This is a genomic window from Aerococcus suis (assembly GCF_900176325.1).
Classification (GTDB): Bacteria; Bacillota; Bacilli; order Lactobacillales; family Aerococcaceae; genus Aerococcus; species Aerococcus suis.
In genome coordinates this window covers 1,946-16,170 of sequence record NZ_FWXK01000008.1, presented here as the reverse complement: position 1 = coordinate 16,170, position 14,225 = coordinate 1,946, and the positions used below count along the sequence as shown (strand labels likewise).

The following is a 14,225-nucleotide window of genomic DNA, read 5'->3' as shown; positions in this document are numbered from 1 at the left end:
CAGACCTTTTTTACGTTTATTGTGCTAAGACGGCTTGTAACAAATCTTTCACTTCAGACCGAGCAGCAAGTGCCACCCGTCCCGTAACAACTTGCGGAGAGCCGCCACCTTTGACGCTATCTTCTTTCGCTTGAAGTGCTTGCATATAGTCACGAGCATGACCCGCTGGTGAGACCAATGCGAATTCGAAACCTTCATCGGCTGGCATCACAAAGGCACGTTCTGTCGTGGCTTTACCACGTAAAATGTTCGCCAATTGTCGTAATTTGCCTTTGCCTTCTGGTTCAACATCAATGACTTGCGCTTCTTGGGCCAAGAGATCGTCAGCTTCGTACGCTAGTTTCGCTTGCGTCATCGCTTTTAAGTCATCTTTTTGTATTTTCATTGTTGCTTTCATTTCGGCCACTTTATCAGGCAATGTTTCAAGCGTGGCACTCAAACCTTGTTGCATTTCTTCTAGAATGTGAGATTGCATCGTTAACAAATCGGTTGCGCCTTGGTTCACCGCGATACGCACGCGAGTGGTTTCCTTATGACCTCGTTCACGCCCTAAAATCGCAAACGCTCCAATTTGACCCGTGTAATCGACGTGAGGCGTGCCGCACGGTTGTTTATCATAATCGCCAATTTCTACAATCCGTAATTCATCAAACTGTTGATAATCAGGATCTGGATAGTCTGCCCCATTCATATACGTAAAGTTAACAGGAGCGTCCGCTAAGATAACCTGTTGCATATAATCATTGACTTCTTGCAGTAAGTCGTCTGAAACGTCTTCACTATCTAATTCAAACCACGTATGGTCAGGATTCCCATGCACTTCACTCATCGTTAACGCTGTATCTTTAAAAAATCCGTCTAATAAGTGGAAAGTCGATTGAATCGCCGTATTGACGACACGATTTTTTTGGTCCACTTGCATTTCAATCGGATTGGTCAATTCGCCATCGACTTTATGATAAAGGGTATCACCCTCCCATTTTAAATCCACCACAGGCAACCCATTAATGGTCCCCGTATCAGCGGGTTGGCCACCTTTTTCACCATAAAAGACGGTATCCTTAAAGACGTAATACCCATCCTGTTCAGAGGCAATTTCGGTCGTTAACGTTAAATCTAATAAGTGATCATAATGTTTGTTCATTGCTGACTCCTCCTATAACAATATGAAATATAAACTACCAAATAATAATCCGATAAGATAACCCATTAAGACGTCGCCAGGATAATGGACGCCACCGATAACACGCATGATAGCGAGTAGCAAGGCGCACCCAATTAAAATGTATCCTGGGACAGGAAATAAAAACCATACAGAGACACTAATAATCGTAGCGGAAAACACGTGTTTACTAGGAAATGATTTTCCACTTTCGATATCTTTTAGTAGCGGATTAATGCCCCACTTCTCATATGGACGTTGGCGATTAAACCACCGACGAAAAGCAGAAACGATTAAGAAACTGCCACCTGGAACCGCCAGTAACATTAGCACGACCCACCATGAATGTATCTGCCACCACGCCATAACTAGTAGAATGGGATAAACGGCGTAATACAGTAAGGTGAGTAAAATATTCAAAATATTCACTAACGCCTCCCCATGGGTTAAACGTCTGAAGGGGTGAGATAAATTTTGATAAAATTGTTGATAATCGTACATTGTTTCCTCATGACATCGAAATCTTAATTATCTCATTATTGAATTTCAATGCTTTCTATTATATCTTTTACACATATTATACCAAAAAGGAGTCTTAATAAATGAATATTGCTGTATATTGTGGCGCCAATCCTGGAAATAATCCTGCTTATCGAACAGCGGCGAAGGAACTCGGTACATGGATTGGCGAAAATAACCATCGTTTAATTTATGGCGGTGGTGATGTCGGTCTCATGGGCGAAGTAGCGAATGCTTGTCTAGCTGCTGGTGGCGAAGCGATTGGCATCATGCCTCAATTTTTAATTGACCGTGAAATTGCTCATGACCATCTCACACAATTGATTACGGTCCAAACCATGTCTGAACGTAAACAAAAAATGTTAGATAAAAGTGATATTTGTGTGGCTTTACCTGGAGGTCCAGGAACGATGGAAGAAATTATTGAAGCCATTTCTTGGGAACGTGTCGGCCAATCCACTAACCCTTGTTTCTTATATTCTGTTGTTCACTATTACGACGACTTAGCTGACCATTTCCAACGCATGGTGACGGAAGGTTTTCTCACCGAAGATGATTATAGTCGCGTACATTTTATTACGTCATTATCAGATTTAGAAGCTTATCTCTAACGACAAAAAAGGTGATTGCATTCGCGCAATCACCTTTTCATTTAGTCGTCTGTTGAATCCGAATCGGTTCGTTGATCGACTAAGTCGCTCATTTCATCATATAATTCTTTATTTTCCGTATTGGATTCATTGTATAAGTTAGACATTTCTTTCGCATGTTTATGCGTAAAGTCTTGATTGTCATCTTCACGACGCATCATCAGTTTAAAGATTTTGGCACGGACACCAGATTCTTTCTTAATGTCGCTACGATCATTTAACCAACCAATGATAATCGTTACGATGAGAATCATACCGATATATCCAAGAATTGGATACATAATTGCCATTAATTCAGTAAATCCAACGAAGCTTAACGCGAATGAAATCGCCACAATAATTGGCATAATCCATTTCATCTTACTTTCGTCGTTATTCGCAATCCGTTTCCCGAGAGCGTAACTGACACTGAATCCGGTATTGAAAATCATTCCGAAAATAATCACGAACATAAATAGTCCTAGTAACGGATGAATTTCTGTCATGAACGTTAACATCGGAACGTCATCTGTCGCAATGACATCAATTTTAGACACTAATAATGTGGCAACAATAAAAGAAATTAAGCCGGCGAAGAAACCACCTAGTGTTCCACCGTGTTTCGCACTATCAAGATCAATCACGTTACCACCTAATACAAACAACATGGACGTTGAAATCATTAGGCAGAGACCAAAGTAGTTAATCACTGATAGCACAACATTAGATAACGAACTTTCGACCGTTGAGGCAAAGGCAAATTGACTATTCCAATCAACTTCTGGCCCTGTGACTAACGCAAACAGACCAATCGCCACAACGATTAACATCATCGGAGTGAAGACCCCTAATGCGGCAGTTACCTTATCAAAGTCCATATAACTAACAGCCAAAATTAATAAGGCACAAATTAATGACCCTACCCAAGCTGGCACGCCAAATTGCTGAGCGACGTTAGACCCCGCTCCGGCAATCATCACGAAACTCATGACAAAACAGGCAAAAGAAAGTGCAAAATCCAATAATTTCGAAATAATGGGATGCGACACTTCACTTAAAACATCCATATGATTATCTGCCCGGTAATAAGATCCTAAGGCAATAATCCAGCGTCCAAACAACATAAACAAAATAGCGGTTGCGACGACACCGATATATCCAGGCAATCCAAAACTAATAAAGTATTGGATAATTTCCTGTCCAGATGCTAAGCCTGCTCCGGTTAAAATTCCAACATATGCAAAAGTGACACTAAAAGTCTTTCGTAGTGAAAATAATCTTGTTTCGTTCACAAATAACCCCTAACTCCTTTTATTTTCCTGCGTTTCAGAGTCTCATTCTTGATCCTCATCAAAATCATGATACTCTTCCACGACTTCTTTCATATCGCTTTTCATTTCATCATTATCACTAAATGATTTATCAACCAATTTATCCATTTTATGTTTATCTTTTTTCGTCCATGGTTGATTTTTGTCTTGGCGTTTAATCATTAAAGCATAAATTCTCGCCCGTAAGCCTTTTTCTTTCATAATATCTTTACGGCTACCGAAGAACGCAATCGCTACAGTAATCAGTAAGACAATACCGATATAACCAATAATTGGGTACATCACCGCCACTAATTCTTGGAAACCGAATAAACTTAATCCAAAAGCGACCAACACAATGATTGGCATGACTTTCTTGAATTTGCTGTCATCTTCTCCAGCAATCCGTTTCCCTAATGAATAACAAACAGAGAATCCGGTATTGAAAATCATTCCGAAAATGACAATAAACATCATTAAGCCTACCCATGGATGAATATCTTCCATAAACGTTAACATTGGAATCGGATCCGTACCGATAATATCAATTTTAGAATATAAGAGAATCGCTGTAATTAACGAAATCACGCCAACGAAGAAACCACCTAAGTAGCCTCCACGTTCGGCATTATCAATCCCCATGACATTACCACCGAGAACGAATAACATTGACGTTCCGGTCATTAAACACATGGCTAAGTAGTTAATAACGGATAATCCAATGTTTGGAATAGATGACGGTAGTTCAGCTGCTAAACCAAATTGAGATGACCAATCAATCGATGGTCCGGTAACCACTGTGATTAAGCCGATAAATAACATCACTAAGACAATTGGTGTGAAAACACCTAAAGCAGCGGTCACTTTGTCAAAGTCTAAGAAGCTAACGCCTAAAATGGCTAGCGCACAAACTAATGATCCTACCCATGTTGGGGTGCCAAATTGTTGCGCTAAGTTAGAACCAGCTCCGGCGACCATAACGAAACTCATAACAAAACACGTAAACGTTAACGCCCAGTCCAAGATTTTAGCTACCCAAGAATACGAAACATCCTCGATAACTTCCATATGACTGTCTGACTGGTACAATGACCCTAATGATAAAATCCAACTACCAAATAACATAAAAAGTATTGAAATTGCTACCGCACCGAAAATACCTGCGAATCCGAAACTAACAAAATATTGAACAATTTCCTGTCCAGTTGCTAGTCCAGCTCCTGTTACAATTCCGACGTAAGCAAATGCAATACTTAAAATCTTCGAAAACGAATGTAATTTTTTCTTCTCCACAATAAATCCTTCCATATATATTTTTTCTAAAGTGAAAATAACCAACATTACTATACTACCGATTATATGTGAAAAAATCTACTGCTAATCGGAAATAGACTTTGCGCAAAAAAACTGATTTGTCAGTCTTTTTTACTTTCGTTAAGGTAACGAGCGGGGGTAAAGTTTGTGAAAAGTACCAAATCAATTTTTTAGTATTTTGTACAATATAATGTGGATATTGTATTTTTTAACTAAAGATTGCTCCTTTTACCCGCTTATTTTTGACTTAATTTTTGCCAATATTCAATTGCTGGTTGACTCAACGTCGATTTGGCCATTAATTCTCGCAATGATGTATGAGGTTTCGCCGCAAAACTATCGTCATTCTGTGTCACTGCTTGGAAGATTGCTTGCCGTAAATGTTTTTCTGATTGGACTTGTCGGCGATGCCGCCACCAAGCCACGATAATAGTGACGAATAATAGCAAGCCAACATAGCCTAAGACGGGATACATGAGTGCCACTAGCTGTGAAAATCCGACAAAACTTAAGGCATAAGCGACAATCACAATAACTGCAATTACAATATGAAAGAGTCGACGATTACCGTTAGCTGCACGTTTGGCCATCGAATAACAGACGGAAATCCCTGAATTAAAAATCATCCCATAAATCACAATGGCCATCACAAACCCTAGAATTGGATGAATACTATTCATAAAGGACAACATCGGTACTTCAGTAGCCGCGATGGTATCAATTTTGGCATACATGAGAAATGAGCAAAGTGCAGAAACGACACCTGTTAAGAAGCCCCCCATAAGGCCACCTGTTTCAGCGTTTTCAATTTCAATAATGCTCCCACCGAGAACGAATAACATCGATGTAGCACTCATCAAGCAGAGAGCAAAATAATTAATCACCGACACATAAATATTATCTAGAGTCGTCGGCACGGTCGCTGCATAAGCAAATTGAGCTGACCAATCAATGGATGGTCCAAGAAGAATGTGTATCAAGCCAATCACTAACATCACAAGAATAATCGGCGTAAACATCCCTAACGCTGCCATCACTTTATCAAAATCCATATAACTAATCGCCAAAATCGCCACTGCACAAATTAAAGACCCTAACCATGGGGCGATACCAAATTGCTGTTCGAGATTGGCTCCTGCACCAGCGACTAAGACGAAACTCATCACAAAACATGCAAACACGAGCGACCAATCCAGCAAACGGGCTAACCAATTCGGTGCAATGGCACGTAAGGCTTCCATATGATGTCCCGTTTGATAATAGGATCCCAGTGCTAAAATCCACTTCGCAAATAACATATGCAAAATCGTAATCGCGACTACTCCTAACACTCCCGGAGCTCCAAAGCTGACGAAATATTGCAACATTTCACTACCTGTCGCTAATCCGGCTCCTGTTAGAATGCCCACATAGGCAAAAGCTACCGAGAACATCTTTGAATACGAGAATAAACTTTTTACTTTCATTGTTTCTTCATTTCCAATCTTTTTCTACCTATTATATAAGTCGGCTATATAATAACTTAATTAGTTTAGCAAATTCCGAATTTAACGGCAATATCCAGTTTTCAAATTATATCGTCAACCAACTATTATTTTTTAGTTGACAGAACATTATTTACTTGCTATTTTGAATAAAACAAAGGAGGCCTTTTTATGTTAGAAGATGTGATTATCACGCAATTATTACAAACACCCGAACAAAAATGGACAGGACCGAAGTTAGCCGCATTAGCTGGTGTGTCACGAAATGCGATTTGGAAAGCTATCGAAAATCTCCGCCAAAAAGGCTACACGATTGACTCTTCTCCGCAATCCGGTTATCGTCTGACACAATTACCGACGCAAATTGAAGCACACTACTTAAAATATCTCTTAAATGATCTTCCCTTAACGGTTCACACGTATCCCTCTATTGATTCCACCAATAATGAAGCCAAACGATTAGCTACGGATCAAACGCATGATTTACTGCTAATAGCCAGCCAACAAACGGCGGGACGAGGTCGTTTGGGACGTGATTTTCAATCTGATTTAACTCACGGACTATATGTGTCTTTGAAACTAACGCCTAATATTTCCGATATGACACAATTGCCTTTTTATACACTGTTAACGGCAGCTGCAGTGACGGAAACGCTACAACCCTATTTAGAGGATAAATTATCGATTAAATGGATTAATGACCTCTTCTACCATCAACGCAAAGTCGCTGGAATTCTCTGTGAATCGATCGTCAATATGGAAGCGCAAACGGCAGACGCGGTGGTTTTAGGCTGTGGTTTGAATTTAGCAGGGGATTTCTCTCACTCTACTCACCAAGAGGTTGCTGGCACATTATTCGGTGAGACATTACCAGACTCCCTCAATCAGAACCAACTGCTCGCACAAATTATCCATAAAATTTATGACTATCATCACCATTTGTTAGACAAAGGATATTTGGAAACTTATCGCCACCATTTATTAGGCCTCAACCAAACTGTTCACTATCAAATTAATCAACATCAAGATCAAGGAACCATTCGTGGCATTTCAAATGATGGTGAATTGCTGATTGAAAAACGCAATGGCACGATTGAAAAAATTTTTAATGAACGGATTCACTTTGGAAGTGAGCAGTTTGCGAAGTAGGTGATGAGGATGACAACTAAACGATTCGTTTTGTTAGCTTTTTTATTAGCGTTACTGATTATTTGCGCACAATTAACAATTCCAATTTTGACGATTCCTATCACCTTACAAAGTTTCGCGATTATGATGATTGGGCTAGTCACACGTCCGACTGAAGCGCTTATTGTGACCATCACCTATGTCTTCATCGGGTTACTTGGCTTTCCTGTCTTTGCGGGAGGAAGTGGCGGATTTCAAATTCTATTATCGCCATCTTTTGGCTTTCTCATGAGTTTCCCTCTCATGAGTGTCGCAATCAGTAGCTGTCACCACCAACGACCCCATCAATTATGGCTATCCTTACTTTGTGGTGTCGCTATTAATTTAACGATTGGTTGGCTTTATTTTATGGGATACACTTGGTGGCAAACAGGCCATCCCGTAACGTTCTTGACAGCCTTTCAAGTCACCGTCCTGCCCTTTCTTCCTGGTGAAGGTCTCAAACTGTGGCTAGCGCATTTTGTCTATCAGCGATTGCTCCATTCCGTCAGAACATTCCATGATTTTTAAAGGATTAAAAACTTAAAATATATCATAATTGAAAATAGTGTGACAATTTTGAAAATTTTCTGTTTTTCTGCGAAAAATTGTGCTATGATAAGTTCCATATTTTTACAAAGCAAAGAAAGTAGGATGCTTATGAAAGTTAAAACATCTGATATTATCATCTGTGGGTTCGCCCTATTTGCCATCTTTTTCGGTGCAGGAAATTTAATTTTTCCTCCTTATTTAGGCGTGGTTAGCGGAGATAATTGGCTACAAGCCGCAACAGCCTTTATTTTATCTGATCCATTTTTCCCTATTTTAGGGGTGTTGGTCACTATGGCATTAGGTGGCCGTGCGGACGATTTAGGTCAACGCGTGCATCCGAATTTTGCGAAAGGCTTATCAGCGATTGCAATTTTATTAATCGGGCCATTATTCTCTGTTCCTAGAACAGGAGCGACGACTCATGAAATATTTATTCAATCGTTCTTCCCAGGTAGTCCACAATGGATCACGTCACTCGTTTTCTTCGGAATTACGGCATATATCGCGATTAATCCTAGTACAGTAATGGATGCGATTGGGAAGTACTTAACACCGATTTTATTACTGATTTTAGCTGTCGTTAGTATCACTGCTATCATTAATCCCCCTGGACCTCTAGTTCCTAGTCAAATTGACCACGTGTTCGCAGTTGGTTTTAAAGAAGGCTATCAAACGATGGATGCTTTAGGCGCACCATTGATGGCTGGGATTGTCATTACCGACCTCGCCCGTCGTGGATATACCGACAAAAAAACACAGCAAAAAGCCGGTCTTTGGGTTGGATTATTAGCCTTCGTCTTACTTGCTTTGATTTACGGAACATTAACGTACGCTGGGGCACGGATGTCAACTTACTTTGGGCCTGGCGATGATAGAACAGTTATTATTATTGAAATGATTGATGCCTTATTAGGCCCAGCTGGTCGTTTAGCGATTGGTGTCTGTGTGGCACTTGCCTGCTTGACGACGGCCGTTGGATTAACGTCTATTTTTGCTAGTTACTTCTATGGATTATTAAACAAACGTATTTCTTATCGGAACTTAGTGTTATTGGCAGTATTGGTGGAATTTATTATTTCCTTAGTAGGGGTTAACCAAATTATCACCTTAGCTGTTCCTATCTTATCCGCTATTTATCCAATTACGATGACGCTAATATTATTCTCAATTTTTGATAAAAAAATCACTTACGACGCCACATATACAGGTGCTGTCATTGGTGCCGGAAGTATTGGTTTCTTACAAGCACTTGCGAGTTTCGGCGCAATGATTGCTGTCCCAAGCATCCAACATTTTGGTGAAATCACATTACACTTACCTTTTGCCTCATTAGGTTTAGAATGGATTGTCCCATCTATCCTACTGGCCGCTATCTTCGGTGGGGTTAGTTACTATAAACACGATCATCACTCACCAATCACAACGACTAAATAAGAGGAAGAGCTTAAGCTCTTCCTCTTTTATGGTTGTTTCAGATTTGCTAATGCTTGCTCTAATAGGCGTAATGATGTTTCTTGTTGTTGAACCATGACATTATAAATCGCATCTTCTGATACCACTTCTTGCGAAATATCCTCACTAATCTCCCCATTATCAGCGGCTTCTAAATCCACAAAATAGTCATCGCTATAATAATAGTCGATTAACGTCGCATAATCATCACGATGAGCTTCTAATGCATCTAACGCGTCGTTAAGAGTCTTTAATACCTCTCGTTGTTGGTTCAGTAAGGTATTCATCGCCTGGATTCGTTCATCTCTCGTCATACCATCACTTCTCCTTCATAATATTTTTATCAACGGCTAATAATTCCATCACCTCATGATAAGCTGTCTGAGCGCGTTGCTCTAACGCTGGTGATAAGGTATTCTCCCGTTTGCCACCAGGTAAATATTCCTCAGCAACAGCTGTTTTAACGATATCACTACCATCAGCTTGCGTATCACGGTATACCCAAGTTGGATGGGGTTGAATGCTCGCAATTTTAGCGGGATTGTCCCCAGTTTTTTCGACGTTCACTTCCATCACGACCCCACGTTCCGTCCAAATATCGCCCATACTTTCCAAGGTCATATTCGATAGTAAATTCCCCATTGAATAAAGAATAAATTTCTGCTCACCATCATGTTCAACGACCTCAGTTGGCTGAGGCACATGAGGATGACCGCCGAAGATAATATCCGCCCCGTGATCAATCATCTCATGAAATAATGCTTCCTGCTCTTCATTTGGCGTTGTTTGATACTCTGTTCCCATATGTGGCAAGACAACGGTCACATCGGCTTCCTCTTCTGCAGTCGCTAAATCCGCAAAGATTTGTTCTCGATTTAAATCCAATAAATGGGTCTCATATTCATCTGCCGTTAATTCTTGATCATAATCATTAAACCCATACGTATAAGCTAGTAAGGCCACTTTAATTCCGTTAACATCCTTAATCACTATAGGATCGTCTTTTGCAGATTTTAATCCAATCGTCGTTAACCCTTCCTCTTCAAATAATTGCTTCGTTAACAACGCATTGTCCAATCCTTGGTCCAGAATATGATTTTGCGCTAAGGTGATCACATCATAACCCGCCGCTGAAATCTCTGGAACGACTGCTGATGGCGTATTAAACTGCGGATAGCCGATAGGTGCAGCCTGAGGATTAATCGCCCCTTCAAAATCTCCAATTGCTAAATCAGCCGATTGAATCAGCGGAGTGACCTCAGCAAATGATGGATTAAAATCATACCCATCTGCTGTTCGCACACTTTGAATCAACCCGTCATGAAATAGCATATCGCCACTCGCCATAATAGATATTTTCGTCGTTTCCTCTGACTTTTCTGTTGATGGCGTTTCTTGTTCCTGTTGACCACATCCCACTAATAACATCAACAGACCAAATAACATTCCGATTCCCCAATATTTCTTCATACATAAACTCCTTTTGTTTTTATTTCTCTCTTAAAGGTACACGATTTTTCAAAAATTGCAATTTATCATTTTCTTTTGACTACTAAATCATATAAAATAGTGAAAACTATGATAAACTATTATTGAAACCGCATACAAATTTAGTATTTTTTAATCCAAATCTTAGGGAGGTTTATTATGAAGAAGAGCCATACGATGAACACTTTCCGTTTCGTTTTCTACTCGTTTATTGGTATTTTTATGTTTTTTATTCCGGTAGAAATGAACGGGACGAGTTCAATTCCCCTCGATCATGTCGTTACCCTTATTCGACAGATTCCTTATTTTGAAGTTGTTTTTGGGTCATTCGTAATTATTGTCGGGACTGTCCTACCATTTATTCGCAACACTTGGAAACAAGATAAAGTCACGATGATTTTATCCATTATCCAAATTCTGGCCTTACCATTTCTTGCCTTTTACTTATTCCAAATCGGTCCCAGCGCGTTATTAGCGGATGATATGATCCCGTTTATTTTCCAAAAAATCGTAGTTCCCGTTACTACCATTATTCCAGTGGGAACCTTATTCTTAGCGTTTATTGTAAGTTATGGATTAATGGAATTTATCGGTGTTCTTATGCGCCCCGTGATGGTGCCAGTCTTTAAAACCCCAGGTCGTTCCGCAGTCGACGCAGTCACCTCATTTATTGGGTCTTATTCTGTCGCCTTAATCTTAACCAACCGGATGTATCGTGAAGGACGTTATACCGCCAAAGAATCCGCCATTATTGCGACAGGATTCTCCACCGTTTCAGCATCCTTTATGGTTATTGTCGCTCAGACAGCTGGGTTAATGGATCAATGGATTTTATATTTCATGACAACCGTATTTGTAACCTTCGTAGTAACGATTCTCACGATTCGTCTCTATCCATTAAATAAATTTACCGAAGAATACTTCGAAGGGAAACCAGGTGTAGTCGAACAAGATGTCAAAGGGGATCGTCTAAAAAATGCATGGAAAGAAGCCATGGAAATTTCTGACCAAGCGCCTAGCCTGATTCAAAATATCATTCCTAACTTGCGCGATGGGATTATGACGTCATTGAAAATTGCGCCATCGTTAATGTCTATCGGGGTCATTGCTTTAATTGTGGCGAATTATACCCCATTTTTCGATATTTTAGGTTATATTTTCTATCCGATTACGTGGCTACTCCGTTTACCAGAACCGATGTTAGCTGCCAAAGCTGCTTCATTAAGTATTGCCGAAATGTTCCTACCGTCGTTATTAGTCGTTGATGCCGCACCCGCTGTTCAATATGTCATTGCGATTGTCTGTATTTCAGAAATTCTCTTCTTCTCAGCATCTATTCCATGTATGATGTCTACAGACATTCCATTGAAATTCACCGACTACTTAATCATTTGGTTCGAACGGGTTGCTCTATCCTTATTACTAGCAACACCAATCGTTTACTTACTCTTCCTATAGATAACAAAAAAGCAGGTCACCTCACACGGGCGACCTGCTTTTTATATTGTCTACATTATTTATTTAAGTAGTTTGTTAATAATTGAGTGTAGAAATCAATAAAGTTGAAGTAAGTGTCTTTTTTAACATTTTCATCGACTTGGTGAGGTGTTGCCCCAGGGCCAAGCATTAAGAATGGGAAGTCTTCGTCTTTATCTAATAATAAGTTAGAAGCATCGGTTACCCCAACCGTTGGACTCACAATAATATCATCACCAAAGATATCTGTTGCGACATCATAACCGACTTTCATTAAATCATTTTCACCAGTCGTTAGGACAGATTCTAAGTCAAGGTACACTTCTTTTTCTAAATGACCGCCTTTTTCATTAATGGCGTCCATATGTTTATCAAATAATTCTTTAACTTTATCGTTATTGAATTCAGGAACGGTACGAATATTGAATTCAGCAACAGCTTTATCTGGGATAGAGTTTACTTGGCTACCACCATCTACAATCGTATTGCTTAAGACTAAACCAGAGATGATGCGTTCGAAGTCGTCATCGTCAATATCGACATCTTCTTTCGCCATCATGCTTTTACCAACTTTGACAAGATTTGAGAAATCTAATTTTTCAAAAGTCGTTGATTTAGAAATGTCTTCGTAATCGGCTTCCACATTGCGGATAAATTCAAGCAATGGTTGGATGGCATTTTGGCCAAGTAATGGCATAGAACTATGAGAAGATTCTCCGGTAGATGTCACGCGGATGTCCATAGAGCCTTTATGAGCATACACTAACATCGTTTCAGATGGTTCACCAATAATTAAGGCGTCAACATCATCCATATAACCGTGGTCACGCAATTGAGCAGAACCCACTTGTTCGATTTCTTCACCAGCAGTTGCCATGAATTTAATGGTTCCTTTTTCCAATAAATCTTGTTCTTTAATTTCAATCATCGCAATTGCTAAGGCAGCTAAACCGGCTTTCATGTCAGCTGTTCCACGACCGTATAGATAACCATCTTTTTCGGTTAATTCGAATGGATCTTCATCCCAGTCATCAACGTCCCCTTCAGAAACAACGTCCATATGACCAGAAATCCCAACGACAGGGCTTCCTTCACCAATCGTTGCAACTAAGTTGGCACGTGTGTCACTAATTTCATCAATTTCAGCATCAATGCCATGTTTTTCGAATAAGTCTTTTAAATAGTTAGCGACTTCCATTTCATTATCATTAACAGATTTAATCGCTACAATATCAGAAAGAATATCAATTCTTTCATCTTGAGATAAAGCGTTACTCATAAAAAAACTTCCTTTCCTTTTTCGTTGATAGGATTGCCTATACCTCTATTATACAACTCCATATCCAAAGACTTAAACATTTACACCTATAAGTTCTAAACTCATCATTAATCATTTTATACACACAAAAAAAGGAGCTGCCTACTAAGCAGCTCCTTCCAACGAGTGGGTATCTCGTTTGATTTCAACCTATTATCTTTTTAGATAAAGATTATTTTTTACGACGTTTTCCAAAGTTCATCAAACCACCGGCAAGTACGGCAGCGACACCGACAACAGCTCCTGCAACAGCTGTTCCTGTACTTGGAAGAGCAGATGCTTTTTCAGCTTGAGCTGATTGTGCACGTTGTGGGGCTTCTTCGCTCGGTTTGTCTGGTGTTTCTTCACCTGGTT

General features: G+C 39.8%; 14 protein-coding genes. 5 read left to right on the top strand and 9 right to left on the bottom strand.

The genetic code is table 11. The features are described from left to right. Positions 1–16: 16 nt before the first annotated feature. The gene (locus B8955_RS06450) at positions 17–1,144 is read right to left on the bottom strand and encodes an alanyl-tRNA editing protein (RefSeq protein WP_084099419.1); all 1,128 of its coding nucleotides are present in this window, start codon (positions 1,142–1,144) and stop codon (positions 17–19) included. 12 nt (positions 1,145–1,156) lie between these two features. Continuing rightward, positions 1,157–1,663 carry a phosphatase PAP2 family protein gene (locus B8955_RS06445; protein ID WP_084099418.1) on the bottom strand — a complete coding sequence of 169 codons (507 nt, stop codon included), beginning with the start codon at positions 1,661–1,663 and terminating at the stop codon, positions 1,157–1,159. Positions 1,664–1,764: 101 nt separating this feature from the next. Between B8955_RS06445 and B8955_RS06440 the strand changes: the two genes are divergently transcribed. Continuing rightward, positions 1,765–2,292 (top strand): LOG family protein, encoded by a 528-nt coding sequence (locus B8955_RS06440; protein WP_084099417.1) that lies wholly within the window; start codon positions 1,765–1,767, stop codon positions 2,290–2,292. 41 nt (positions 2,293–2,333) lie between these two features. On the opposite strand, the gene B8955_RS06435 is transcribed toward B8955_RS06440, so the two are convergent. From B8955_RS06435 to B8955_RS06425, 3 genes are all read right to left on the bottom strand, one after another. Further along, positions 2,334–3,602: a YkvI family membrane protein gene (locus B8955_RS06435; RefSeq protein WP_084099416.1), complete on the bottom strand. Its 1,269-nt coding sequence runs from the start codon at positions 3,600–3,602 to the stop codon at positions 2,334–2,336. A gap of 42 nt (positions 3,603–3,644) precedes the next feature. Continuing rightward, positions 3,645–4,913 (bottom strand): YkvI family membrane protein, encoded by a 1,269-nt coding sequence (locus B8955_RS06430; RefSeq protein WP_084099444.1) that lies wholly within the window; start codon positions 4,911–4,913, stop codon positions 3,645–3,647. A 257-nt stretch (positions 4,914–5,170) separates the two neighbouring features. Next, on the bottom strand, positions 5,171–6,400 hold the full coding sequence (locus B8955_RS06425; protein WP_084099415.1) for a YkvI family membrane protein: 1,230 nt from the start codon (positions 6,398–6,400) through the stop codon (positions 5,171–5,173). 189 nt (positions 6,401–6,589) lie between these two features. Here B8955_RS06425 and B8955_RS06420 point away from each other — a divergent pair, with 189 nt between their 5' ends. The 3 genes from B8955_RS06420 to brnQ all read left to right on the top strand — a co-directional run bounded on the left by B8955_RS06420 (position 6,590) and on the right by brnQ (position 9,571). Beyond that, positions 6,590–7,567, top strand: coding sequence for a biotin--[acetyl-CoA-carboxylase] ligase (locus B8955_RS06420; protein ID WP_084099414.1), 978 nt, complete (start codon positions 6,590–6,592; stop codon positions 7,565–7,567). A 9-nt stretch (positions 7,568–7,576) separates the two neighbouring features. Further along, positions 7,577–8,116 carry a biotin transporter BioY gene (locus B8955_RS06415; RefSeq protein WP_159444448.1) on the top strand — a complete coding sequence of 180 codons (540 nt, stop codon included), beginning with the start codon at positions 7,577–7,579 and terminating at the stop codon, positions 8,114–8,116. Between the two features lie 129 nt (positions 8,117–8,245). Then, positions 8,246–9,571: a branched-chain amino acid transport system II carrier protein gene (brnQ, locus tag B8955_RS06410; protein ID WP_084099412.1), complete on the top strand. Its 1,326-nt coding sequence runs from the start codon at positions 8,246–8,248 to the stop codon at positions 9,569–9,571. A gap of 26 nt (positions 9,572–9,597) precedes the next feature. Here brnQ and B8955_RS06405 read toward each other — a convergent pair whose 3' ends face one another. Together B8955_RS06405 and B8955_RS06400 are read right to left on the bottom strand one after the other, a co-directional pair. Beyond that, positions 9,598–9,903, bottom strand: a complete 306-nt coding sequence (locus B8955_RS06405; protein WP_084099411.1) for a DUF4298 domain-containing protein — start codon at positions 9,901–9,903, stop codon at positions 9,598–9,600. A gap of 4 nt (positions 9,904–9,907) precedes the next feature. Continuing rightward, complete coding sequence (locus B8955_RS06400) at positions 9,908–11,059, bottom strand: CapA family protein (protein ID WP_084099410.1); 1,152 nt, start codon at positions 11,057–11,059, stop codon at positions 9,908–9,910. Positions 11,060–11,236: 177 nt separating this feature from the next. On the opposite strand from B8955_RS06400, the gene B8955_RS06395 reads away from it, so the two are divergent. Beyond that, the gene (locus B8955_RS06395) at positions 11,237–12,535 is read left to right on the top strand and encodes a YjiH family protein (RefSeq protein ID WP_084099409.1); all 1,299 of its coding nucleotides are present in this window, start codon (positions 11,237–11,239) and stop codon (positions 12,533–12,535) included. Between the two features lie 55 nt (positions 12,536–12,590). Here the strand turns inward: B8955_RS06395 and B8955_RS06390 are convergent, their stop codons facing one another. Next, positions 12,591–13,832 carry an ArgE/DapE family deacylase gene (locus B8955_RS06390; RefSeq protein WP_084099408.1) on the bottom strand — a complete coding sequence of 414 codons (1,242 nt, stop codon included), beginning with the start codon at positions 13,830–13,832 and terminating at the stop codon, positions 12,591–12,593. A gap of 211 nt (positions 13,833–14,043) precedes the next feature. Then, on the bottom strand, positions 14,044–14,225 hold a 182-nt coding region (locus B8955_RS06905; RefSeq protein WP_159444447.1), incomplete at its 5' end, for an LPXTG cell wall anchor domain-containing protein.